This window comes from Saccharomonospora cyanea NA-134 (genome assembly GCF_000244975.1).
Classification (GTDB): Bacteria; Actinomycetota; Actinomycetes; order Mycobacteriales; family Pseudonocardiaceae; genus Saccharomonospora; species Saccharomonospora cyanea.
This window is the reverse complement of sequence record NZ_CM001440.1, coordinates 2,132,729-2,157,689: the sequence shown is the minus strand read 5'-3', so window position 1 is coordinate 2,157,689 and position 24,961 is coordinate 2,132,729. Positions and strand designations below refer to the sequence as shown.

16 protein-coding genes and 1 pseudogene are annotated in these 24,961 nt (G+C 68.9%); 9 read left to right on the top strand and 8 right to left on the bottom strand.

The genetic code is table 11. The annotated features are described in order from the left end of the window. Positions 1-338 precede the first annotated feature (338 nt). Positions 339-1,016 (top strand): hypothetical protein, encoded by a 678-nt coding sequence (locus tag SACCYDRAFT_RS10365; protein ID WP_005455964.1) that lies wholly within the window; start codon positions 339-341, stop codon positions 1,014-1,016. 397 nt (positions 1,017-1,413) lie between these two features. Here SACCYDRAFT_RS10365 and SACCYDRAFT_RS10360 read toward each other — a convergent pair whose 3' ends face one another. Beyond that, entirely contained in the window at positions 1,414-2,001 is a 588-nt protein-coding gene (locus SACCYDRAFT_RS10360; RefSeq protein WP_043537192.1) for an AAA family ATPase, read from the bottom strand. Positions 2,002-2,290: 289 nt separating this feature from the next. Between SACCYDRAFT_RS10360 and SACCYDRAFT_RS10355 the strand changes: the two genes are divergently transcribed. After that, positions 2,291-2,668 (top strand): PH domain-containing protein, encoded by a 378-nt coding sequence (locus SACCYDRAFT_RS10355; protein ID WP_005455959.1) that lies wholly within the window; start codon positions 2,291-2,293, stop codon positions 2,666-2,668. A gap of 227 nt (positions 2,669-2,895) precedes the next feature. Here the strand turns inward: SACCYDRAFT_RS10355 and katG are convergent, their stop codons facing one another. The 6 genes from katG to SACCYDRAFT_RS10325 all read right to left on the bottom strand — a co-directional run bounded on the left by katG (position 2,896) and on the right by SACCYDRAFT_RS10325 (position 11,322). Beyond that, complete coding sequence (katG, locus tag SACCYDRAFT_RS10350; RefSeq protein ID WP_005455957.1) at positions 2,896-5,172, bottom strand: catalase/peroxidase HPI; 2,277 nt, start codon at positions 5,170-5,172, stop codon at positions 2,896-2,898. Beyond that, positions 5,169-5,624 carry a Fur family transcriptional regulator gene (locus SACCYDRAFT_RS10345; protein WP_005455955.1) on the bottom strand — a complete coding sequence of 152 codons (456 nt, stop codon included), beginning with the start codon at positions 5,622-5,624 and terminating at the stop codon, positions 5,169-5,171. Before SACCYDRAFT_RS10345 ends, katG begins: the two co-directional genes overlap by 4 nt. A gap of 386 nt (positions 5,625-6,010) precedes the next feature. Next, positions 6,011-6,637 carry an IMPACT family protein gene (locus SACCYDRAFT_RS10340; RefSeq protein WP_005455953.1) on the bottom strand — a complete coding sequence of 209 codons (627 nt, stop codon included), beginning with the start codon at positions 6,635-6,637 and terminating at the stop codon, positions 6,011-6,013. Between the two features lie 159 nt (positions 6,638-6,796). Next, a complete protein-coding gene (locus tag SACCYDRAFT_RS10335) occupies positions 6,797-7,651 on the bottom strand; it encodes a galactose-binding domain-containing protein (RefSeq protein ID WP_005455951.1) in 855 nt (284 codons plus the stop codon). Between the two features lie 16 nt (positions 7,652-7,667). Continuing rightward, on the bottom strand, positions 7,668-9,260 hold the full coding sequence (locus tag SACCYDRAFT_RS10330; protein ID WP_005455947.1) for an alkaline phosphatase D family protein: 1,593 nt from the start codon (positions 9,258-9,260) through the stop codon (positions 7,668-7,670). Positions 9,261-9,510: 250 nt separating this feature from the next. Next, positions 9,511-11,322, bottom strand: a complete 1,812-nt coding sequence (locus SACCYDRAFT_RS10325; RefSeq protein ID WP_005455945.1) for a calcineurin-like phosphoesterase C-terminal domain-containing protein — start codon at positions 11,320-11,322, stop codon at positions 9,511-9,513. 1,083 nt (positions 11,323-12,405) lie between these two features. Here SACCYDRAFT_RS10325 and SACCYDRAFT_RS10320 point away from each other — a divergent pair. Both SACCYDRAFT_RS10320 and SACCYDRAFT_RS10315 read left to right on the top strand, forming a co-directional pair. Continuing rightward, positions 12,406-14,616 (top strand): carbon starvation CstA family protein, encoded by a 2,211-nt coding sequence (locus SACCYDRAFT_RS10320; RefSeq protein ID WP_005455942.1) that lies wholly within the window; start codon positions 12,406-12,408, stop codon positions 14,614-14,616. Continuing rightward, a complete protein-coding gene (locus SACCYDRAFT_RS10315; RefSeq protein ID WP_005455940.1) occupies positions 14,613-14,849 on the top strand; it encodes a YbdD/YjiX family protein in 237 nt (78 codons plus the stop codon). The genes SACCYDRAFT_RS10320 and SACCYDRAFT_RS10315 overlap by 4 nt, the downstream gene beginning before the upstream one ends. 76 nt (positions 14,850-14,925) lie before the next feature. On the opposite strand, the gene SACCYDRAFT_RS10310 is transcribed toward SACCYDRAFT_RS10315, so the two are convergent. After that, positions 14,926-15,108, bottom strand: a complete 183-nt coding sequence (locus tag SACCYDRAFT_RS10310; protein WP_005455938.1) for a hypothetical protein — start codon at positions 15,106-15,108, stop codon at positions 14,926-14,928. Between the two features lie 87 nt (positions 15,109-15,195). Here SACCYDRAFT_RS10310 and fdh point away from each other — a divergent pair, with 87 nt between their 5' ends. The 5 genes and pseudogenes from fdh to SACCYDRAFT_RS10280 all read left to right on the top strand — a co-directional run bounded on the left by fdh (position 15,196) and on the right by SACCYDRAFT_RS10280 (position 24,934). Further along, complete coding sequence (fdh, locus tag SACCYDRAFT_RS10300) at positions 15,196-18,510, top strand: formate dehydrogenase (RefSeq protein ID WP_005455936.1); 3,315 nt, start codon at positions 15,196-15,198, stop codon at positions 18,508-18,510. After that, positions 18,507-19,529, top strand: a complete 1,023-nt coding sequence (locus tag SACCYDRAFT_RS10295) for a 4Fe-4S dicluster domain-containing protein (RefSeq protein WP_005455933.1) — start codon at positions 18,507-18,509, stop codon at positions 19,527-19,529. The genes fdh and SACCYDRAFT_RS10295 overlap by 4 nt, the downstream gene beginning before the upstream one ends. Then, positions 19,526-20,596, top strand: coding sequence for an NrfD/PsrC family molybdoenzyme membrane anchor subunit (nrfD, locus tag SACCYDRAFT_RS10290; protein ID WP_005455931.1), 1,071 nt, complete (start codon positions 19,526-19,528; stop codon positions 20,594-20,596). Before SACCYDRAFT_RS10295 ends, nrfD begins: the two co-directional genes overlap by 4 nt. Positions 20,597-20,956: 360 nt before the next feature. Beyond that, a pseudogene (gene helR, locus SACCYDRAFT_RS10285) lies at positions 20,957-23,171 on the top strand (RNA polymerase recycling motor ATPase HelR). Between the two features lie 383 nt (positions 23,172-23,554). After that, positions 23,555-24,934: an APC family permease gene (locus SACCYDRAFT_RS10280; RefSeq protein ID WP_005455927.1), complete on the top strand. Its 1,380-nt coding sequence runs from the start codon at positions 23,555-23,557 to the stop codon at positions 24,932-24,934. The last annotated feature ends 27 nt before the right edge of the window (positions 24,935-24,961 follow it).

Sequence of the window (24,961 nt, the reverse complement as noted above, 5' to 3'; positions counted from 1 at the left end):
TTTGACACGTTGGCGTTCGATCAGGGAGCGGTGGTCAGGCGGTCCCCTACCGGGTGCGGTGAGCCTGCTCGGAGAGGGGACCCGGATCGAAGGCGAAAGGAGCGTCCGCGGAACCAAGCGAACGCGAGTGAGAGGTTCGTGTCAACGGTTCGCCGCAGACCGGCCCGTTCCGACGACCACCTCACCTGCGAGCAGGCTGCGCGTCGTTCGGCGTCACTGGTCCGGAGCAGCCGTCAACGAGTCGCTCCTTGCTACTCCTTTCGGGTGTGGCAACCCGGTTTCCCCGAGGTTCCCAGCCAGCTGACCAAGAATCTCGTTACACCGACGAGAGGAGGACGATGGCCGAACAAAGATGGGTGACGCTACCGGATGGAAGAAGAGTTCCAGTCAACAGAACGAAAGGGCGGGGCGCACCGGTCGCGCTGGCGGTCGGCACCGCGGTGGCGCTCGGTGCGTCGGGCGGGATTGGCGGCTTTTCCACGGTGGGTGGATCGTCGGGTGGCTCCGCCACCTTGTCCGCGGCCGAGTCCGCCGTGGTCCGCAACATCGAGTCCCACCTCCCCAGGGCGAAACGGATGGCGAGGCAGGGCAATTCCCAGAGCGCCTGGAAACAGCTCCGGATGCGCAAAGGTCCGGAGCGACATGAGAACGCCGTCGAGTGCGTCTCTTTCACCTTCGGGCAAGTGCAGCGATTCTTCCTCACCACGCCCTGCCGAAGCCTCGAACGTTGGCAGTACCCGGTCACCGATGAGGCAGGCAACACGATGCTGGTGGCCGTTTCCAAGGTGACCATGCGGCGAACGTCACAGGCTCGGCGATTCCGTCGCCTCATCGACGAACACGGCACCGGCGACATCCACCCGATCGCACCACTCGTGCCGTTCACCGGTCACCACTACGACTCGAAGACCAGGGGGCGGTCAGTGGTCCTCGCCGAGACCGAACCACTCACCGGAAATCCCTCCGCAGCGGTCCTCCAGGCCACCGCCGAAGCAGCCACCGCTATCACCCCGTAGCCACGAACACCGCAGACCCCGTCAGCGGAGAACCTCCGCATGAGCGCGTGGTGACCTCGCCCTCACGTCGACGACGTCACCCGATCCCCTGGGGTTGGTGGTCACCGACACACGGACTCGCGGGATCGCGGGCGCTCAGCGACCTCGGCTCGCGAGCCACCTCTGCCCGAGAACGGCCACGAGCCGTGCCGGATGCGCTCGGTGCAGGACGGTTCGCACGTTCCCGGACCGCTCTGCCGACGTGGCTGTTTCGCACGGTTACTCGCACGACGGGTCTGGGAGGTCCGTGTTCCCGCGCCAACTCTGCCGGACAGGACCCGCGTTGTCGGCTACCGACATCGTTCCCGTCTCTGGGCCGCCATCCGGATTCCTCACGGGGTCCCGTGGCACGCGTGAGCTACTGACGCCCCCTCCGGTGCGGTTCCGTCCGCACGATCCGCATGCCTCGCCGGGCCCCCTGACGGTCGGTCATGGTCACGTTGCGCCAGCTCGCGAGTACGGCACCGGCGAGCAGGCGACGGCGCAGCCGGGCCGCGTTGCGAGCGTGCCGCGCGAACGACCAGCCGAGGAGAACCCGGCCACGGTGGTGCTGCCCTGCCAGAGCCTCGTTCACCGTGCAGTCGATCCAGAGCAGGTGCCTGCTGCGCCCGGTGAGAGCACCGAGTACGACGAACGCCGCCCTGGCGATGGCGCCGGTGGCCGGATCGTGCACCACCACCGGCCCAGGGGCACGGATCGCGGCCGACACGAGTCGCAGGATGTGCAACACGTGCACGAGCGGCCGGTAGTAGGAGTAGGCGGTGCCCGCAGGGAAGAACGCGGCCAACCTCGCGCGCACGTGGTCGGTGTCGAGCAGAGTGACCTCCGGGTCGACGGCGGCGTCTCGCAGAAGGGTGCTCTTGCCTGCCCCGGGCAGACCGGCGACCACGAGCAGTGCGCGGTTTTCAAGGGGCAGGACCAGCCGGTCGGATGTCACAATCTCCACGAAAAGCCCAACGTGCGAAGGGACCGTGACGTTCCCCCGCCCGGATCGCATGAGCTCACGGGTCACGGAAGCCCACGCACCACCCGTGGAACGGTGGTCGCGCGGCACGTCCGCGACCACGCGACCAGCGGGGACGCCTTCACCGTGACCACCTACGGCCAGTCCACGATGCGGGGTCGCTGAGCGCGTTCCCGGCGCCGGGTGCTTGCTACGGCCCTCAAGGGCCACCGCCGAGCACCCGTTTTTCGCTATCGTGATCGCACGGCGCGGATCTTCAGTGGGGGTTCACATGGGCATTTTCGACGGGATGCTGGGCAATGCTTCGCGTACCGATCCCCGTGCGGCGACGCGGGAGTTCGGGCGGCTGCTGGCGCAGGGAGAGCAGATCCATGCCGCCTACCAACTGATCCGGGACTCGTTCCTCTTCACCGACCGGCGCCTGATCCTCGTCGACAAGCAGGGTGTGACCGGCCGAAAGGTCGAGTACCACTCGATTCCGTATCGCGGCATCACCCACTTCTCCGTCGAGACCGCCGGTACCTTCGACCTCGACGCCGAGCTGAAGATCTGGCTTTCCGGAAACTCGGAGCCGATCACGAAGCAGTTCGGCAAGGGAGTCGACGTCTACGAGGTCCAAGCTCTCCTGAGCACCTACGTGACACGCTGATCGAGTACGCGACGCCCGAGCGGGATCTTCCGAGTTGTGTCGATCACGCCAGGTACAGCTCACCGTTGCCGAGGTCGACCTCGCCAGTGGAGCCGGTGGAGCCCATCCGGAACTCGATGTCGCCGGGCCCGAATATGGTGGTGGGTGCGGTCGGTGACCACACCTGGGCAACGGGACGAGCCCGGCCGATCCACGAGATCAGCCGGGCTCGCCCGTGCACAGCGGAATCAGGACAGGTCGAACCGGTCCAGTTCCATGACCTTCGTCCAGGCCGCGACGAAGTCGTTGACGAACTTCTCGCGCGCGTCGTCGCCGGCGTAGACCTCCGCGAGGGCCCGCAGCTGCGAGTTCGAGCCGAAGATGAGGTCGACCGGGGTGGCCGTCCACTTCAGCTCGTCGGTCGCCAGGTCACGGATCTCGTAGACGTTCTCCTCCGACTCCGACGCCTTCCACTTGGTGCCCGGCGCGAGCAGGTTGATGAAGAAGTCGTTGGTGAGCACGCCCGGCCGCTCGGTGAGCACACCGTGCCGGGTGCCACCGTAGTTGGCACCCAGCGAGCGAAGGCCGCCGACGAGGACGGTCATCTCCGGCGCGGTCAGGTTCAGCATGTAGGCGCGGTCGACCAGCAGCACCTCCGGCTGGAGCTTCTCCCCGGAACGCAGGTAGTTGCGGAACCCGTCGGCGCGCGGCTCGAGCACCTTGAACGACTCGACGTCGGTCTGCTCCTGGGTGGCGTCGGTGCGACCCGGGTGGAACGGCACGGTCACCTCGACGCCCCCGTCGCGCGCGGCCTTCTCGACGGCGGCCGAACCGGCCAGCACGATCAGGTCGGCCAGCGAGATCTTCGCGCCGCCGGCCTCGTTGAACTCGCGCTGGATGGTCTCGAGCTTCTCCAGCACCGGCGCGAGCTGCTCGGGCTGGTTGACCTCCCAGTTGCGCTGCGGCTCCAGGCGGATCCGGGCGCCGTTGGCGCCGCCGCGCTTGTCGGTGGACCGGAAGCTCGCCGCCGACGCCCACGCGGTGGTGACCAGCTCGGCGGTGGACAGGCCTGACTCCAGGACCTTCGCCTTCAGGGCGGCGATGTCGGCCTCACCCACGAGCTCGTGGTCGACGGGCGGAACCGGGTCCTGCCACAGCTGCGGCTCGGCGACCCACGGGCCCAGGTAGCGCGTGACCGGACCCATGTCGCGGTGCAGCAGCTTGTACCAGGCCTTGGCGAACGCCAGCGCGAACTCGTCGGGGTTCTCCAGGAACCGGCGGGAGATCGGCTCGTAGATCGGGTCGAAGCGCAGCGCCAGGTCCGTGGTGAGCATGGTCGGCTTGTGCTTCTTGTTCGGGTCGTACGGGTCCGGGATGATTTCCGGCGCGTCCTTGGCGACGTACTGCTTGCCGCCGCCCGGGCTCGTCGTGAGCTCCCACTCGTAGCCGAAGAGGATCTCGAAGAAGCGGTTGCTCCACTCGGTCGGCCGGTCGGTCCACGTCACCTCGAGGCCACTGGTGATCGTGTCCGGGCCCTTGCCGCTGCCGTGGGTGCTCATCCAGCCGAGGCCCTGCGCCTCCAGCGGGGCGGCCTCGGGCTCGGGGCCCACGTGGTCGTCGGCGACACCGGCGCCGTGGGTCTTGCCGAAGGTGTGGCCACCGGCGATCAGAGCGACGGTCTCCTCGTCGTTCATCGCCATGCGGGCGAACGTCTCGCGGATGAAGTGGGCCGCCGCCCGGAAGTCCCCGCTGCCGCGGGGGCCCTCGGGGTTGACGTAGATGAGGCCCATCTCGGTCGCGCCCAGCTCGGGCACCATCTCGGTGTCGCTGACGTAGCGCTCGTCGCCCAGCCAGTCGTCCTCCGGACCCCAGAAGATCTCCTCGGGCTCCCAGACGTCCTCCCGGCCGAAGCCGAAGCCGAAGGTCTTGAAGCCCATGGACTCCAGCGCGACGTTGCCGGCGAACACGAGCAGGTCGGCCCACGAGATCTTCTGGCCGTACTTCTGCTTGACCGGCCACAGCAGTCGGCGCGCCTTGTCCAGGTTGGCGTTGTCGGGCCAGCTGTTGAGCGGGGCGAACCGCTGAGCGCCGTCACCGGCGCCGCCGCGGCCGTCGTGGATGCGGTAGGTGCCCGCGGCGTGCCAGCTCATCCGGATCATCAGGCCGCCGTAGTGACCGAAGTCGGCGGGCCACCAGTCCTGCGAGGTGGTGAGCACCTCCACGATGTCGCGCTTGAGGGCCTCGACGTCGAGCTTGGCGAACTCCTTGGCGTAGTTGAAGTCCTTGCCCAACGGGTTGCTCTTGGAGTCGTGCGCGCGCAGCACCGACAGGTCGAGCTGGTTAGGCCACCAGTCGCGATTGGTGCGCGGACGGCCACTCGACTTCGGCGTCGGCGAGTCGATGGCCGGGTTCTCGCTCTCGCTGCCATGCGAGGTCACCGAGTCGTGCGCGACCGGGCATCCGGCCGCCGCCTTCTTGTCCACCCCCTGTGCACTCGAGGGGGTGCTGGCCTGGGTATCGCTCATCTACTTGCCTTCCGAGCTGGCGATTTCGCGGGAACTGCAGCGGCCGAGCAGTCGGGGCAGATGCCCCAAAAGACGACCTCCGCCTGGTCGATCACAAAGCCGTGATCGTCCGAGGCGGTGAGACAGGGGGCGTGCCCGACGGTGCAATCGACGTCGGCGATCGCACCGCAGGAGCGGCAGACGACGTGGTGGTGATTGTCGCCCACCCGTGACTCGTAGCGGGCGTTCGTGCCGGCCGGCTGGATGCGGCGCACCAGCCCGGCTTCGGTGAGGGCCCGCAGCACGTCGTAGACAGCCTGGTGGGACACCGTCGGGTGATCGGCGCGCACCAGTTCGATCACCGTTTCGGTGTCGACGTGCGGGTGGTCGCGCAGCGCGGCCAGCACCGCCAGGCGGGGGCGGGTCACACGCAACGAGACCGCCCGCAGCTGGGCCTCGAAGTCCGACGTCACGCGGCAAACCCTAGAGCACCACTCTGGAACGGATCAAGTTAGAGGGATGGGCGTGTCTGGGTCGCGACCTCATGAAGTTCCGGGCCTCGCCCCGCACTGCGGGGCCGTGCCCCGGACCTGTCCTGCGGCAGGAGTCGGCTTGTGGCTGCCACAGCTTCTCGCCACCCTACTGCCGCACGTTGACGGCCTTCGGCGGCTGTCCGCTGCCCGTCAGCTCTCATGTCGGACAGTCCTCGGCGCACACCTGTGGGTGCCGGCGCCGGGTTGTTCCCCGACATCTCCCCGGCGAGAACAGAGAGCCGCTTCAGGGGACCGGCCTCACAGCTCACTGGGAGCTCCACCGCGTGGACCGATCATTCGTGATGAGACGTGGTTCGGCGGCCGGATCACGGCAGGTACAGGTCGCACGGTCCGGCGTCGATGACGTCGATCGCGGTGCCGGAATGCTCGGCCAGCCACGCCTCGAACCCGGCTACGTCGGCTTCGGTGACGGCGACGGTGAACGTGACGTCCGGACCGTAGTCCACTCCCCGCAGACGGTAGGGCGAGTTGCGCAGGTGATTCTCCAAGCGTCCGGCGCGGTCGTGTGGGACCGCCAGCAGCAACTCCCGATGGCGGACCCGGCGGAGCTCGCCGACAGTGTCCAGCGTCGCGGCGAGTACACCCGAGTAGGCACGGACCAGGCCACCGGCGCCGAGCTTGACACCACCGAACCAGCGCGACACGACGGCCACGACGTCGGTCAGGCCACGCTGGGTCAGCACCTCCAACATCGGCACACCCGCCGTGCCCGAGGGCTCGCCGTCGTCGTTGCTGCGAGCCGTGAGCCCACCGGTTTGGGGGTCACCGATCCGCATGGCCACGCAGTGGTGGTTGGCGTTCGGCCCGGCTCGCCGGACACGGGCGATCACCGCGGCGGCCTCGGCGACGTCGGTGACCCGGGCGACGGTGCACAGGAACCGGGACCGCTGGATCTCGACCTCGTACTCCCCGTCGCGGGCGATCACTCGCATTACCCACCTCGAACACCGCCCCGATGTCTCCGCTCAACCGCCGCCTCGATCCTACGCCGCGCTGACCGCGAGGACGTCACCCGGAGACCCGGAGTCGGTCGGCCACGACGCGGACCGTTCCGGCCGAGGCCACGCTCCGCACCAGCGGCACGACAGGCGTCAACGGGAGTAGACCTCCAGCTCCATGATGCGGGAGTAGGCATGGTCGTTGGAGTCGTGCACCACGACGCGCACGGCATCGGCGATGACGGGATCGAACGTCGAGGTCACCTTGCCCGCGATGTTGCCGCGGACCCGGTCCACGGTCTGCCATGCGCCACCCGTGCGCACCTGCACGTCGAAGTCTCGGATACCGAAGCGGCCCGCCGGGTAGCGTGCCGAATCGAGGGTGTACGTCTCGATCCGGCCGATCGACACGGACCGGCCGAGTGCCACCGAGTAGTCGTCGGGAAACACGCTTCGGGTGCCGTCGTTCCAACCCGTGCTGATCGACCAGTTGTCCGGGTTCCGGTCTCCGTCGACCGCGCCGCACAGCCGGAAATTGCCGTGTGTGGACGACGCAGCCGCCTGCTCGCCCAGCGCGAGATTGTCGCCTTCCTTCTTGCCGGGCAACGGGAGCACCCGCACCGGCACGGTGAGCCGCGTACGATCGGCCCGCACGGTCACCGTGTAGTCGCCGGGAACCGCGGTCCGCGGCGCCGTCACGCCGACCCGGGCGGTCACCGTGTGATCCGGATCCCACGCCGGTAGCCACGACGAGACGACGCCGCGCTCGAGCCCGACCGGGCCGCTCGCGTTCAATTCCGCGTCGACGTAGACGCCGTGGCCGCCCGTGTTGGTCATCCCGAGCGTCAGGGAACTCGGCAGGCACGGCAACCCGACCACCTCGACCGGCTGCGGGCTCGCGGTGAGTTCGATCGTCGGGCGGCCGCCCGACGCGCTCTGTGCGGGGCTCACGACAGTGAGACCCAGAACCGCGGCAGTGGCCGCGACGGCGAAGACGGAACGTCGCATGTGATGACTCCTCGGTTCAGACGGTGTGGACGGTGGGGTCGCGGTCCTCCACGGCGAACCTCGCCCGGCTCGTCACGGTGCCGCCGGGCACGGTCACCCGGTCGACGACCCGGAAGTCCGACACCCACCGGGCCCGGTCGACCTCGCACCGCACGTAGCCGCGCTGGAAGTTGCCGAACTTGACGTGTGGATTCTCGGCGAGGATCGTGCGCCCGCCCTCGTCCAGATCCTCACCGTCCCCGGCGGAGCTGATCGAGGTGCCCACGAACTCCGTGCCCACGACCGGTGAGGCGTCGTCGGCGTAGTCGGGACGCAATTCGGAGACCACGCTGCGGTGCAGGTCGCCCGCGATGCTGACCAGATTGCGCACACCCCGTTCCGCCGCCCCGCCGAGGATCCGCTTGCGTGAGGCCACGTAGCCGTCCCAGGTGTCCATCGGCACGAGGACCTCCGGCCCGGCCTTGGTGTCGAGTTGCGCGATGGCGGTCTGGTGCGCCAGCACCTCCCAGCGGGCCGAGCGCTGCGCCATACCGTCGAGCAGCCAACGCTCCTGTTCCTTGCCCGTGATCGTCCGATTCGGATCCAGCGAGCCCGGATTCGGGGCCTTGGTGCCGTCACCAGCCGCCTGGTCGTCGCGGTACTGACGGGTGTCGAGCAGGTTGAACCGGGCGAGCGTGCCGTACTGGAACCGGCGGTAGAGCCGGATGTCCGGCCCGGACGGCGACTGCGCGGCCCGCACCGGCATGTGCTCCCACCACGCGCGGAAGGCGTTGGCCCTGCGGACGAGGAACTCGTCTCGAGGTGCGTCGTCCTGTGAGATCGGGCCCGCCCAGTTGTTCTCCACCTCGTGGTCGTCCATCGTGACGATCCACGCTGCCGAGGCATGGGCGGCCTGCAAGTCCGGATCGCTCTTGTACAGCGCGTACCGCCCGCGGTACTCGTCGAGGGTGACGGTCTCGCGCGCGAACTCGTCCGGAACGGGTTGCCGCCGGACACCGGCGTCGGTGCCGACCCCGATCTCGTAGAGGTAGTCGCCGAGGTGGAAGACGACGTCGTGGTCGTGCGCGGCCAGGTCGCGGTAGGCGGTGTAGAAGCCGTCCCAGTACGCCTGGCAGGAGGCGAACGCGAACGCCAGGCTCGCAGGCGACTGCCACGGGGCGGGTGCCGTGCGCATACGGCCCACCGGGCTGACCTGTCCGCCGACCAGGAACCGGTAGTAGTAGTGCCGCCACGGGCGCAGACCACGCACATCGACGTGCACGCTGTGGGAGGCTTCCCGGCGCGCCACGGCGACACCGGACCGGACGATCGTGCGGAACCGCTCGTCCTCGGCGACCTGCCAGCGCACGGCGACCGGACGCGCGGCCATACCGCCGAAGGGCGCCAGCGGATCGAGCGCCAGACGAGTCCAGATCACGACCGCGTCCGGCAGCGGGTCGCCCGCTGCGACGCCCAGGGTGAACGGGTACCCGCGCAGATCCTCCTTCTCGACACCGGAGGCGGTCGAAGCCGTGATACCAGGCAGGGTGCCCGCGATGGCCAGTCCCGCGGCCGCGCCGGTGAGAGACAGGAATCTGCGCCGCGGCGAGGATCCGAGATCAAGTGTCACGAGCAGGAAGACTATGGCGCAGGCGGGACCGGGTCACCAGCGCCGAAGTGAAGGGCGGATGAACCGATGGAGTGCTAGCCGTTTCCGGGCACAGCGGACTCTGCGCCCGGAAAGTTCTCGCGACCCCGGGCACCGGGGCTTCCCTGCCGTTCCGGTCCCTCTCACGAGTTCTCGTGCGGCGCCGGTACCAGGCCGAGCCGTGGCCCTGCGCGATACCGGCACCGCACGGAGCGGTCCGCGACGGACCGCCCTACTCGGTCACCTCGAAGACGAGGGTGTCGGTGTAGGACCGACCGTGGACGTCGGTCGCGGTCACCTCGGCGGTGTGCTCGCCGACGGCGAGGTCGGCGGGCAGCTCGAGCCGCCACAAGTGCATGGAACGATCGGCCAGGCCACCGCCGTGGACGAACTGCTCCTGGATCGCCGCCGGGTCGGACCATTCCGCCCCGACGCGCGGGGTCTCGCCCCGCATCCGCTGGGTGCGGACGGCTTCGAAGGGTTCCCCACCGTCGATCTCGACCTCGACGGTGGAGCCGGTGGAGCCCATCCAGAAGTTGGTGGTCAACCAGGTGGTGCCCGCGAGATCGTCCCTCGAGACGGTGAGCGGGTTCCCGAGAGCCGGGGCCGAACCACGGGGCTTGCCGACGTTCTCGGCGTACCAGGCGCGGTAGCGCGGGGTGTTCAGCCCCAGGGCCAACTGCCAGGACTCGTCAGCGCCGCGGACGGTGTAGCGTTCCGTGATCCTGTCGTTCTCGATGTCCAGGGTCAGCACACCGGGAGGAGTGCCGTCACGCTGGATCGCAGTCGGATAGCCTTCCTCCAGGACCCTTCCCGCGTACCAATGTCCCGACACCGCACCGACGGTGAGATGGGTGAACGGCAGCCCCTCGTCTCCGACGAGGTCCTTCCATCCGGCCATCAGGTCACCCTCACGCAGGTTCTCCGACATGTGGGTGTGCCCGGCGACAGCCACGACCTCACGGCCCTCGAGGATCTCGTAGATCTCCTCAAGCTGCTTCGTCCGGTGGGAGTCGCTGTAGTAGAACTCGAGTAGCGGGCTGTGGGAGGCGAGCACGATCACGCGGTCCTTCGGCACCTGTGCGATGTCCCTGCGCAGCCACTCGAGCTGCCGCTCACCGAGACCGTACGTGTAGTCGCTCTTACGGGCCGGTCGTTTGGTGGGGTACTCGATCGAGTTCAGTGCGACGATGTGCGCCTTGCCCGAGTCGTACGAGTAGTACGCCGGTCCGAGCTTGGCGCGGAACGTGTCGAAGTTGTGTTCGCTCTCCGGAGCGTCGAAGTCCAGGTCGTGGTTGCCGGGCAGGAAGCGGGCCGGGCCGTTGAGCATCCCGGTCAGCTCGCGGGTCCGCGAGTAGAGCGAGAGATCGTCACCCACGACGTCGCCGATGAACAGGGCGCCGCAACCGGCGTAGTCGGTGCGTTGGGCGAGGTCGGCGAAGACGCCGTTGCGAGCGTACTCGACCTCTTCCAGGTTGTAGGTCTGCACGTCGGCGCCGATGGCGCAGTGCTGCTCGGGGGACCGGGTGAGCGCGCTCTTGGCCAGCGGGAAGTTCACCTCGTCCGGAAGCGGACCGGTCGGGGCGATGCCACCGTACTTCAGTTCCGGAGAGCCCTCGGGCAGGTGGTGGTAGAAGAACTGGGCGACGTTGTCCTCGTCGACCGGCACCTGGTAGCCGCGGGGCTGAGTGACGAAGACGGTCATGTTGTCGTAGACCGGAAGCTCGTACCGGCCGTGGCTGTCGGTGGTGGTGACGTCGCGTCCGTTGGACACGGTCACTCCGCCCAGGCCCTGCTCGTTGGTGTCCCGAACCGAGTCCCGGTCCTTGTCGACGAAGACCACGCCGTCGAGGACCTGCTGGTTCTCGTCGGGGCCTTCGACGACGTCGACGCCACCGCGGTAGGCGGTCTCCGCCCAGGGCTCGTCACCGGGGGCGGCAGTGGCGGCGGGCACCAGCAACGTGCCGCAGGCAGCGACGGCGAGAGCGGTCGCGGCAAGGCGGGGTGATCGGAGAAGCAGAGCTTCGGGCGGTCTGGAATTCATGGTCACGTGGCTCCTGTCGGACTTCCGGCCGACCCTCCGGTCGGCCGCCGGGCGTGACGTTCCCAACCGTTGGTGAACAGAGATCGGCAGTTGATCAACGCGGGCGAGGAGCATGCCCGACGATTGGTCGAAGTCGCTCGGGAACCGCGCGTCCGGATCACGAGCGGCGCCGTACATCCACCCCGGCCTCTGCCGCGGCACGACGTGAGCCACCCCCAACACCTTGCCCGGCGAGCGGTCGTCGTCCCACCGACGGTGTCGAGCTTCGCGTTGCCAGGGCCGCTCCCCTCCGGCTCCACGTCCACACGCATGGCACGGGCATCCGGGGCCACCGAGCGCGAAACCGGCGTGACGGACCGGGAGCGCCAGAGCGTCGCTCGGCAAACTAGGTGATCGTCGGTCCCGGACCCGGCGACCCCGAACTCGTCACCGCCCAAGCAGCGCGTGTCCTGGGCGAGGTCGACTATTGCCGGGTTGAGCAGCATCCAACTCCTCGCCGCCCGCCACGGACTCGTCCTCAACACCGTCGGCGGCCCGATCACCATCACCACGGGCCGCCTCCTCACCGACGCCGACCACGGCGACAACCTCCTCGTCCTCGACGGCGCACTCACCTGCCGCCGGCTACCGGACCCGGATGTCTGGCATCTGTGGCGGGCGCCAACCTCGGCTCTTCGGACGAGGGGCTCGTGGCCGGAAGGCTCGGTGACGTCATCGACGACGCTGACACGCCACTCGTCAGGGGCCGTCCGACGGGGCCTGACGAAGCCGGCACCGAGGTCGTGCGAGCGTCTTGGCGACACCCCGACCGAACACGGAAAGTGTCCAGGAAAACACCCGTTAGGAGAGATCAATCCGAGCACTGTGTGTGATACACCTCTGTGCCTGATGCTCACGAGACGTGCGCGCCCCAGGAAGGAGGCGTTACCGGATGCCGAACGGGTGATCTGAGGCGCGCCCACCTCCCACGGCATCACCCGACGACGACGTTCGGGAACACGGGCGACTGACGGGCCGGCCGCACTCAACGCGGCACGCGACGGACGTTCTCGTCCGATCGAACACACACGCGCAGGAGCACACATGGCAACGGTCGGACATCCACCGGTCGAGGCGAGCGACAAGACGAAGTGGACACCGGGCAGGATCGCGCTCTGGGTGGCGATCTCCCTGCTCGGTGGTGTCGCCTGGACCATTCTCGCGTTGGCCAGAGACGAGCACGTGAACGCGATCTGGTTCATCTTCGCGGCACTGTGCTCGTACGCGATCGCCTACCGGTTCTACGCGAGGTTCATCCTCACGAAGGTCCTCAAGGCCGACGACAAGCGCGCCACTCCGGCGGAACGGCTGGAGAACGGCGTCGACTACAACCGCACCGACCGCCGGGTGCTCTACGGGCACCACTTCGCGGCCATCGCGGGCGCCGGACCTCTGGTCGGCCCGGTGCTCGCCGCGCAGATGGGCTACCTGCCCGGCACGATCTGGATCATCGTCGGTGTCGTCTTCGCGGGTGCCGTGCAGGACATGGTGGTGCTGTTCTTCTCGATGCGCCGCAACGGCCGGTCCCTCGGGCAGATGGCACGCGACGAGATCGGCCCCGTCGGCGGTGTCGCGGCTCTCGTCGCCGTCCTGGCCATCATGATCATCCTGTTGGCGGTGCTCGCGCTGGTGGTGGTGAACGCGCTCGCCGAGTCGCCGTGGGGCGTGTTCTCGCTCGCGATGACCATCCCGATCGCGTTCTTCATGGGCTTCTACCTGCGATACCTGCGACCGGGCCGGGTCACGGAGGTCAGCCTCATCGGCTGCGCCCTGCTGCTGTTCGCCATCGTCGCGGGCGGCTGGGTCGCCGAGTCGTCCCTGGCGCCGGTGTTCACGCTGGACAAGGTCACGCTGGTCTGGTGCCTCATCATCTACGGTTTCCTCGCCTCGGTGCTGCCCGTGTGGATGCTGCTGGCGCCCCGGGACTACCTGTCGACCTTCATGAAGGTCGGAACCATCGGCCTGCTCGCGGTCGGCGTCCTCATCGCGATGCCGACCACCACGATGCCCGCGTTCACCGAGTTCGCGTTCAACGGTGAAGGCCCGGCGTTCGCGGGGTCACTCTTCCCGTTCGTGTTCATCACCATCGCCTGCGGCGCGTTGTCGGGCTTCCACGCCCTGGTCTCCTCGGGAACCACGCCGAAGATGGTGGCCAAGGAACGGCAGGTCAAGCTCATCGGCTACGGCGGGATGCTCACCGAGTCGTTCGTGGCGATCATGGCGCTGGTCGCGGCGTGCGTGATCGACCAGGGCCTGTTCTTCGCCATGAACTCGGCGTCGGGAGCCACGGGCGGCACGGCCCAGGGCGCGGCGCAGGCCGTCAACGGGCTCGGCCTGCCCGGTGTGTCCATCACGCCGGAGGAGCTCGATCAGGCGGCGGCCGCCGTGCAGGAGGAGTCGCTGGTGTCGCGCACCGGCGGCGCACCGACGCTCGCGGTCGGAATCTCGGAGATCCTCGGCGGAGTCTTCGGCGGCGCGGCGGCGAAGGCGTTCTGGTACCACTTCGCGATCATGTTCGAGGCTCTGTTCATCCTCACCACGGTGGACGCCGGGACGCGCGTGGGCCGGTTCATGCTGCAGGACACCCTCGGCAACGTGGTGCCGAAGTTCAAGGACACGTCGTGGCGGCCGGGGGCGATCCTGGCCAGCGCGGTGATCGTGGCCGCGTGGGGTTCGATCCTGTTGATGGGCGTCACCGACCCACTCGGCGGCATCAACACGCTGTTCCCGCTGTTCGGCATCGCCAACCAGTTGCTGGCCGCCGTGGCGCTCGCCGTGTGCGTGACGATCCTGTGCAAGACCGGCCGGGTCCGCTACGCCTGGGTACCCGGCATTCCCCTGGTGTGGGACGTCGTCGTGACGCTCACGGCGAGCTGGCAGAAGATCTTCAGCAGTGACCCGAGCATCGGCTACTGGAGCCAGCACAACGCCTACAAGGACGCGCTCGCCGCGGGTGAGACGTCCATGGGTCCCGCCGAGAACGTGGCGCAGATGGAACAGGTCGTGCGCAACACGTTCATCCAGGGCAGCCTGTCGATCCTCTTCGCCCTGCTGATCGTGGTGGTGCTCGCCGACGCGCTCCGGAAGTCGATCAGCGCCGTCCGCTCCGGCCGGATCAGTGACACCGAACATCCGGCGGAGGAGTCGCACGTGTTCGCACCGTCCGGGCTGTTCGCCACGGCCGAGGAGAAACGCCTCCAGGCCGAATGGCGGGAGTACGAAGCCGAGCACGAGCCCACAGCGGTGCGGACGTGACCGGCCGCAACGACACCCGCCGCCTCGGCCTCACACGGGCCGGGGCGGCGTTCGCCCGCGGGTGGCGTGCCGTCAGCTGGTACGTCAAGGAGGTCGTCGGCGAGAACGACTACGACCACTACGTGGCACACCTGCGACGGCACCATCCCGATGCGCAGCCGGTGTCCCGGCGCGAGTTCGAGCGGGCGAAGCTGGACCGTATGGCCAGCGACCCCCGGGCTCGCTGCTGTTGAACGACGGTCCGGACGGCCCGGCCCACGACGGCGACTCCACTCGCGCCGAGGTGGCGCTCCGGCTCGTGGGCGCCGGTCAGTAGGTCAGGCCGGTCCCGAACGGGTACTCGTCGCCCGCCGTCACGGGTGACCGCCCACGCGGCGCGGCGTGGCCGGTGAGGCCGTCGGCGAATCCGGTGAGCACGGTTTCCGGGAGATCGGAGTAGGTGTCCCGGTCACGTGCGTGGTCGGACGTCCGAGACTCGCTGTGCTCGGGCACGGCGGGCCTCGGCACACTCCCCCGGTTTCGCACACAGCGCGAGCGGGTAACAATGAGGACCCGGACGTCGTGCGGGTGAGGAGTGCTATGGGCTTGGGGAAGCGGCTCCGCTCGTGGCCGGTGTACCGGCAACTGGCGGGATCCGACCGGTTGGGTCGGGGGAAGGCGGCGGAGTCCGCCCGCTCGGCGGCGCTGACTCCGAGGACCGCCTCCGCCGACCGGGTGGTCAGCTCGGTGTGTCCCTACTGCGCGGTCGGGTGCGCGCAGAAGGTGTACGTCAAGGACGAGCAGGTCGTCCAGATCGAAGGACACCCCGACAGCCCCATCTCGCGGGGACGGTTGTGTCCCAAGGGCTCGGCGAGCAAACAGCTCGTCACGGGGCCTCAGCGCGCCGACCGCGTCCTCTATCGCGCGCCCTACTCCACGGAGTGGCGGGAACTCGACCTCGACACGGCGATGGACATGGTCGCCGACCGCGTCCTCGACGCCCGGGCCAAGGGCTGGGAGGACGCCGACGAGCACGGCAACCCGCTACGTCGCACGATGGGGATCGCGAGCCTCGGTGGGGCGACCCTCGACAACGAGGAGAACTACCTCATCAAGAAGCTCTTCACGGCGTTGGGGGCCGTACAGATCGAGAACCAGGCCCGTATTTGACACTCGGCCACGGTTCCCGGTCTGGGAACCTCCTTCGGTCGCGGTGGCGCGACGGACTACCAGCAGGACCTGGTCAACTCCGACTGCATCGTCATCATGGGCTCCAACATGGCCGAAGCCCATCCGGTCGGGTTCCAGTGGGTCATGGAAGCCAAGGCCAGGGGTGCGACGGTCATCCACATCGACCCGCGGTTCACCCGCACCAGCGCCCTGGCCGACATGTACGTCCCGCTGCGCGCGGGCACGGACATCGCCTTCCTCGGAGGGGTGATCAACTACATCCTGTCGAACGAGCTCGACTTCCGGGAGTACGTCACCGCGTACACCAACGCGTCGTTCCTGGTGAGCGAGGAGTACCGGGACGCGGAGGACCTCGACGGCCTGTTCAGCGGATACGACCCGGAGACGGGTTCGTACGATTCCGGCACGTGGCAGTACGAGAGTGTCCGCGCCGGCGACGGTGAGGGTTCCGCGGGTTCGAAGGCCAAGCAGCAGTCCTCGTCGTACCAGTACGGGTCCGGTGGGCCGAAGGTCGAGGGTGGGGCACGTCGCCTCGCGGCGGACCCGTCCCTGCAACACCCACGGTCGGTGTACCAGATCCTCAAGCGGCACTTCGCGCGCTACACCCCCGAGGTGGTCGAGTCGATCTGCGGAGTCCCCGTCGAGCAGTTCCTCAAGGTGTGCCGGGCCTGGACGGCCAACTCCGGGCGCGAGCGCACCGGCATGCTGGTGTACAGCGTGGGGTGGACCCAGCACAGTGTCGGTTCGCAGTTCATCAGGGCCGGCGCGATCATCCAGTTGCTGCTGGGCAACATCGGCAGGCCGGGCGGAGGTGTCGTCGCCCTGCGCGGTCACGCCAGCATCCAGGGCTCGACGGACATCCCCACCCTGTTCAACCTGCTTCCCGGCTATCTCCCGATGCCGGACGCCGAGGCTCATCCGGACCTGGAGAGCTACGTCGCCGACGTGCGCGGTGACCTGCAGAAGGGCTACTGGCGCAACGCCGACGCGTACCTGGTGTCACTGCTGAAGGAGTACTGGGGTGAGGCGGCGACGTCGGACAACGACTTCTGCTTCGACTACCTGCCCCGCATCAACGGCGACCACGGCACCTACCGCTCGGTCATGGACATGATCGACGGCAAGGTCTTCGGGTACTTCCTGCTGGGGCAGAACCCGGCCGTCGGTTCGGCGCACGGCCGGCTGCAACGGCTGGGGATGGCCAACCTGGACTGGCTGGTCGTACGTGACCTGACGATGATCGAGAGCGCGACGTTCTGGAAGGACTCGCCGGAGGTCGAGACCGGCGAGATCGACCCCGAGCGGTGCCGGACGGAGGTGTTCTTCTTCCCCGCCGCCTCCCACGTCGAGAAGTCGGGCACCTTCACCCAGACCCAGCGCATGCTGCAGTGGCGGGACCAGGCGATCGAACCGAGCGGTGACCGGCGTTCCGAGCTGTGGTTCTTCTACCACCTGGGACGGCTGCTCAGGGAGAAGCTCGCCGGGTCGACCGACGACCGCGACCGGCCGCTGCTGGACCTCGCGTGGGACTACGAGGTGGAGGGCGACGAACCGTCCGCCGAGGACGTGCTGCGACGCATCAACGGACACGACCTGCGCACGGGCCGCGTCGTAGGCGGCTACACCGAGCTCAGGGCGGATGGCAGCACGTCCTGCGGATGCTGGATCTACAGCGGGGTGTTCGCCGACGGCGTCAACCAGGCCGCGCGGCGTAAGTCCCGGCTGGAGCAGGGGCCGTACGAGTCCGAGTGGGGCTGGACGTGGCCGATGAACCGCCGGGTCCTCTACAACCGGGCGTCGGCCGACCCCGACGGCCGGCCCTGGAGCGAACGCAAGGCCCTGGTGTGGTGGGACGCCGAGCGCGGCGAGTGGACCGGCTACGACGTGCCGGACTTCGAGAAGCACAAACCGCCGGACTACCGCCCGCACGACGGGGCGGTGGGGCCCGAGGCACTGCGCGGCGACGACCCGTTCATCATGCAGGCCGACGGCAAGGGCTGGCTGTTCGCGCCGAGCGGGTTGCAGGACGGGCCGCTGCCCACGCACTACGAGCCGCACGAGTCGCCCGTGCGCAACCTGTTGTACGGCCAGCAGGGCAACCCGACGCGCAAGGTCTACGGTCGCCCGGACAACCCGTCGAACCCGGCTCCGCCCGAAGCCCACGGCCAAGTCTTCCCGTACGTCTTCACCACGGCGCGGCTCACCGAGCACCACACGGCGGGTGGGATGAGCCGCCAGCTGCCGTACCTGGCGGAGCTGCAACCCGAGTTGTTCGTGGAGGTCTCGCCCGAGCTGGCGGCCGAACGGGGGCTGGAGCACCTCGGCTGGGCACACGTGGTGACCAGCCGGACCGCGATCGAGGCGCGGGTGGTGGTCACCGACCGCCTGACCCCCCTGCGGATACAGGACCGGGTGGTCCACCAGGTCTGGCTGCCCTACCACTGGGGCCACACCGGTGTCGTCAGCGGTGACGTGGTCAACGACCTGTTCGGGATCACGCTGGATCCCAACGTGTTCATCCAGGAGAGCAAGGTCGCGACCTGCGACGTCCGGCCGGGACGCCGTCCGCGTGGGCGCGCGTTGCTGGACTACGTGGCCGACTACCGCAGGCGTGCCGGAATCACACCGGAGACCGGGGTTCGCATCGCCACCGCCGACGCGCTCGACGTGGTGCACACGGAGTCTCCGCGAACCGAGGAGACGCAAACACGGGAGGAGCGATGAACTCCGAGCACAGCCTGTACGGACCGCTCGACGATCCCGCCGGCGACGCGGGCCACGCGGACCATCCTCCCCGGGTGGGCTTCTTCACCGACACGTCGATCTGTATCGGGTGTAAGGCCTGCGAAGTGGCCTGCAAGGAGTGGAACCTGGTGCCCGACGACGGGTTCGACCTGCTGGGCATGTCGTTCGACAACACCGGCATGCTCGGGGCGAACTCGTGGCGGCACGTCGCGTTCATCGAGCAGGAACGTCCGCTCGGCGGACAGGACAGCGGCGGGCTGCACGCCCTGCCGACCGGGCCGTCGGGCAGCCAGGCCGCCGCGGACGCGGCCGCCTCGGTGATCGGCCAGGCCGAGCACCGCGGCGGGCGGCTCGGCACCGAACCGGCCGATCTGGGCATGCCCTCGTTCGAGCTGCCCGGCGCGAACAGCGGCGCCGAGAGCCGCACCGACTTCCGGTGGCTGATGAGCTCGGACGTGTGCAAGCACTGCACCCACGCCGGTTGCCTCGACGTGTGCCCCACCGGAGCGCTCTTCCGCACCGAGTTCGGCACGGTCGTCGTGCAGGAGGACATCTGCAACGGCTGCGGCTACTGCGTCTCCGGCTGCCCCTACGGCGTCATCGACCGGCGTGAGGACGACGGCCGGGCCTGGAAGTGCACGCTGTGCTACGACCGGCTGCGAGACGGCCTGGAACCGGCGTGCGCCAAGGCCTGTCCCACCGACTCGATCCAGTTCGGACCGTTGGACGAGTTGCGCGAGCGGGCGCAGCAGCGGGTGAGCCAGTTGCACGACCTCGGTGTCACCGAGGCCCGCCTCTACGGGCACGATCCCAACGACGGGGTGGGCGGTGACGGGGCGTTCTTCCTGCTGCTGGACGAGCCGGAGGTGTACGGGTTGCCACCCGATCCCGTGGTCCCGACACGGGACCTGCCCGCCATGTGGAAGTACGCGGCCATGGCGGCCGCCGCGTTTCTCGGCACGGCGGTGTCGGCTTTTCTGGGACGAGGTGGACGGTGACCCGACGGGAAGATCGGCTGCGCGAGCCGCGTAGTGACCGGGACGCGGCCGACACGCATGCCCGCATGTTCGCGCGGCGCGGTGAGCGGCGCGGCGATGATGGGAGCAGGGAACCGGCGACCGTGCCGCGTGCCGAGTTCCGCTCCTACTACGGCCGCCCCGTGCTGAAACCACCGGTCTGGGAATGGCTGATCCCCGCGTACTTCTTCACCGGCGGGCTGTCCGCCGGCACGGCCGTGCTGGCGGCGGGCGCGGACCTGACCTCCCGTCCCGCCCTTCGGCGGGTGGGCCGCGTGAGCGCACTGGCGAGTCTGGGGGCGAGCACCTACCTGCTCATCGCGGATCTCGGGCGGCCGGAACGCTTCCACCACATGCTGCGGGTGGCACGCCCGACGTCACCCATGAGCGTCGGAACGTGGATCCTCGCCGCCTACGGGCCCGCGGCGGGCCTGGCCGCGGTGTCCGAACTGGTGCCGAAGCCGCTGCGCCGCAGCCTGCCCGCGCGGCTGCTGCGGCGTCTGGCGAGGCCCGCGGGACTGTCCGCGGCGGCCGTCGCCCCGGCCGTCGCGTCCTACACCGCCGTTCTGCTGTCGCAGACGGCGGTTCCCGCCTGGCACAGCGCCCACTCGCATCTGCCCTTCGTCTTCACCGGGTCGGCCGCGGCCAGTGCCGGTGGCCTCGGGCAGGTCCTCGTCCCGGTGGAGCAGGCTGGGCCCGCCCGCGCGTTCGCCGTCAGTGGCGCCGCGATGGAGTTGGTGGCCTCGAAGCTCATGGAACGTGGCCTCGGGCTGGTCGGTAAGGCGTACTCAGAAGGTAGGGCGGGCAGGCTGCGGAGCTGGTCGCACCGGCTCACCGTCGCGGGAACGGTCGGCTCGCTGCTGGCCGCACGACGCAGCCGCGCGGCCGCCGCACTGTCCGGACTCGCCCTGCTCGGCGGTAGCGTCCTGCAGCGTTTCGCCGTCTTCCGAGCTGGCGTCGCCAGCACCGAGGATCCACAGTACGTCGTCGTTCCCCAGCGGGAGCGGCTTGCCGAACGGGCAGCGGCGGGCGGAGAGTACGAGCGCTGACGTGGTGACGCTCCCCCACGGTGGAAAGGGCGGCCTGGTGTGGTGAGTGGACCGTCGTCGCGCGTGGGGTCACCCACCGTCGATCGCACGCGGTGGCGGTGATCCGCGCCTTCCGGATCACCGGCAGAAACCCGGAACCACGTCTCCGGCCGAGTGGCCGTCGAGAGCTTCGGAAGCCCCATGCGACTCGTGCGGGTTCGACCGACCGGTGATTTCCGGCAATGCGCCGAGGCTGGACTTCCGTTTCCTCACGTTCTGCGAGGAATTTGACAAGGAATGGATAATAGAAAGTCGGCTCTCCTCCATTGAACAATGGGGAACCGCCGAACTTAGTGCCAGTTTATCCACTGCGAGGGGAATGTGTCAACTCAGGGGTACGACGAGGAATTGCGGGCCGAGCGCGACTACGTGGCCGGGCTCTACACGCGGCTCGACGCCGAGCGCGTGCGGGTGAAGGCCGAGTACGACGCGGCGCTGCGGGGAACCGGCGGAACACCCATGGAACGGGATGTCGCGGTGCGCGCGTTGGCCAAGGAAAGGAAACGGCTGGACGTCTCGGACAGCGGGCTGTGTTTCGGCCGGCTGGACACCCTGTCGGGCGAACACCGGTACATCGGCCGGATCGGCCTTTTCGACGAGGAGGACTCCTACGAACCGGTGTTGCTCGACTGGCGGGCGCCTGCGTCGCGCCCGTTCTACGTCGCCACCGCCGCGAACCCGGAGGGCATGCGTCGCCGCCGCCAGTTCCACAGCCAGGGGCGCCGGGTGGTCGATTTCACCGACGAGAGGTTCGGTTGTCCCGGCGCTGACGAGCGGGGCGACGCCGCCCTGCTCGCGGCGGTCAACGCGCCGCGCGGTGAGGGAATGCGCGACATCGTGGCGACGATCCAGGCCGAGCAGGACGAGATCATCCGGCTCGATCACCCTGGGGTGCTGGTGATCGAGGGCGGTCCGGGCACCGGGAAGACCGTGGTGGCGCTGCACCGCGTCGCCTACCTGCTCTACACCCAGCGAGAGCGGATGGAACGCCACGGTGTGCTCGTGATCGGGCCCAGCCCGACGTTTCTGAACCACATCGGCCGCGTGCTGCCGTCGCTCGGAGAGTCCGACGTGGTCTTCATGACCACCGGAGACCTCGTGCCCGGCCTGCGCGTCACCGCCGAGGACACTCCGGAAGCCGCGCGGCTCAAGGGCTCGCTGAAGATTCTGGACGTCCTCGCGGCGGCGGTCGCCGACCGGCAGCGACTGCCCGAGCAGCCGGTGCCGATCGAACTGGCGGACGTCACGGTGCGGATCGACGCCGAAACAGCCGAGTGGGCCAGGGACGAGGCACGCGCGAGCGGGCTGCCGCACAACGAGGCTCGCGCGGTGTTCACCGAGATCGTCACGTATGTGCTCACCGAACGGGCGATAGCGCGAATCGGCCGGGGCTGGCTGACCCGGGACGATCGGGAAGCCTGGGAGGACATGCGGGCGGAGTTGCTCTCCGAACTCGCGGACAGCGACGAGTTCACCGCCGCGCTCGACGAGCTCTGGCCGATACTGACACCGGAGGGACTGCTGGCGTCGCTGTACACCTCTCCCGAACGGTTGCGAGCGGCAGGCGCCGACCAGGCGCTGTTGCGCGCAGAGGGTGATGCCTGGACGGTGTCGGACGTGCCGCTGCTCGACGAGCTGGTCGACCTGCTGGGCAGGGACAAGGCGGCGGAGAAGTCAGCCGAGGCGGCCGCCGAGCGGCAACGGAGGGCCGAGGCCTCCTACGCCGCCGGTGTGCTGGACACCCTCGTCGACCGCCAGGACTCGATGGACGACGAGGACCACCTGTTCGCCACTGACCTGCTCTACGCCGAGGACCTGGCGGATCGCTTCGGCGAGCGTGACACCCGCGACCTCGCCGAACGCGCCGCCGCGGACCGGGACTGGACGTACCGGCACGTCGTGGTCGACGAGGCCCAGGAACTGTCCGAAATGGATTGGCGGGTGCTGATGCGGCGCTGCCCGAGCCGGTCCTTCACGGTGGTCGGCGATCTCGCCCAACGTCGGTCGGTCGCCGGAGCGACCTCCTGGGGCAGGATGCTGGATCCTTACGTGCCCGGTCGCTGGGTCTACCGGCCGTTGTCGGTGAACTACCGCACCCCGTCGGAGATCATGGCGGTCGCGGCCTCGCTGCTCGCCGAGTTCGCGCCCGACATCCAGCCGCCGGAGTCGGTCCGAGCATGCGGTGTCAGGCCGTGGTCGAGGCAGGTCACCGAGGACGAACTGCCCGCGGCGATCGACGAGTTCGTCCAGGCCGAAGCCGGACGCGAAGGCACCAGCGTCGTGATCGGGCCACCGGGTGTGCCCGGCGCAGTGCTGCCGTCGGAGACGAAGGGCCTGGAGTTCGACGCCGTCCTGGTCGTGGAACCGATGCGGATCCTCGCCGAGGGGTCCCCGCGGCGCGGCCGAACTCTACGTCGCCCTCACCCGCGCCACCCAGCGCCTCGGAGTCCTGCACCACGGCCCGCTACCGCGGGTTCTGGCCGGACTCGCCCAAGTCGAGGCGCCCGCGTGCGCCGGTGATCCACGGTCGGCGTAGCGACCCGCGTACGGCCGACCGTACGCGAACTCGGGAACCGGCGACGAGAACGGCGGTGATAGGCCGGTGCGGCGATCGCGTCGCACCGGCAGCCGCCGTTCGCGTTGGAGAAACCGCGTCGGTCCACTCGGACGGGCGACCGAGTGCCGGCCCGAACGACGACCGACGAGCATGTCCCGGCTCCCGGCGGGGCCCGCCCGGGTGACCTGACAGCACGTCCTCGCCACCGACGCGGACAAGACGACGGGCCTGTCCCGCATCACTTGGGAGCGGAATGGGTAGTCCCTGCCGACCATGCCACGACAGCGGCGCCCGGCGCGTGGTGGGCAGGCACACCGCCCGGACACGCCGCGCACTTCTCAGCACTGACGGAGGAGACGAACGTGCCCGGCGAGGACGGCGCTGCGCGGAATCCCGGCCTCAAGAAAGTGATGGGCCCCAAGCTACTGCTCTTCTTCGTCATCGGGGACATCCTCGGGACGACGATCTACGCGCTGACAGGCGAGGTCGCGGGCAAGGTCGGTGGAGCACTGTGGGTCCCCTTCCTGGTCGCCTTCGTCGTCGCGTTCCTCACCGCGTTCAGCTATCTGGAGCTGGTCGGGAAGTACCCGAAGGCCGGAGGCGCGCCGCTGTACGTGCACAAGGCTTTCGGTGTGCACATCCTGACCTTTCTGATCGCTTTCGCGGTGATGAGTTCGGGGATCACCTCGGCTTCGTCCGCCGCGCAGGCATTCAGCGGTGACTACCTGGAAGGGATCTTCGGTGAGGGCGTGGCCGGGTGGTCCTGGCTCGTGGCGATCGGATTCCTGCTGGTCCTGGCGGCGATCAACTTCCGCGGCGTCGGGGAGTCGCTCAGGATGAACGTGGTGCTGACCTGTGTGGAGCTCACCGGGTTGGCCATCGTGATCGTCATCGGGGGCTACGCGTTGCTCACCGGGGAGCACAGCGCCGACGTGGACCCGGACCCGGGGCGGCTGCTGGAGTTCAATCCCAGCACCTCGCCGGTACTGGCCGTCACCTCGGCGACGGCACTGGCGTTCTTCGCGATGGTGGGTTTCGAGGACTCGGTGAACATGGCCGAGGAGACCAGGAACCCGGCCAGGGCGTTTCCCCGGGCACTCCTGCTGGGCATGGCCATCACCGCCACGATCTACCTGGCGATCGCGCTGATCACCTCGACGCTGGTGCCGAGCGACACTCTGGCCACCTCGGACGGGCCGCTGCTGCTGGTGGTCGAGGCCGCTGCCCCGTGGTTCCCACCGCTGCTCTTCTCGCTGATCGCCCTGTTCGCGGTGACCAACACCGCCCTGATCAACATGATGATGGCCAGCCGGCTCGTCTACGGCATGGCACAGGAGGAGATCATCCCGAAGCCGTTCGGGCTGGTCCACCGCACCCGGCGCACACCGTGGACGGCGATCCTGTTCACCAGCCTCGTCGCGGTGGTCCTGGTGAGTTCGCTGGAGATCGCCGACCTGGGCAGTACCACGACGTTGCTGCTGCTCGTGGTGTTCACGGTGGTGAACGTCGCGGTGCTGGTGCTCCGCAGGGACAAGGTCGAGCACGAGCACTTCCGAGCGCCCACCTGGGTGCCGGTGCTCGGTGCGCTGAGTTGTGCGTTCTTCGCCAGCCCGCTGTCCGGCAGGCCTGCCACCGAGTACCTCGTCGGAGGCGTCCTGCTGGGCATCGGCCTCGTCTTCTGGGTGGTCAACTTCCTTGTCGGGCGCCGCCTGGCGTTCGACCCGTCGAAACTGGGCAAGTGAACCCGTTCGGCAAGCGCCGGTTCTCCG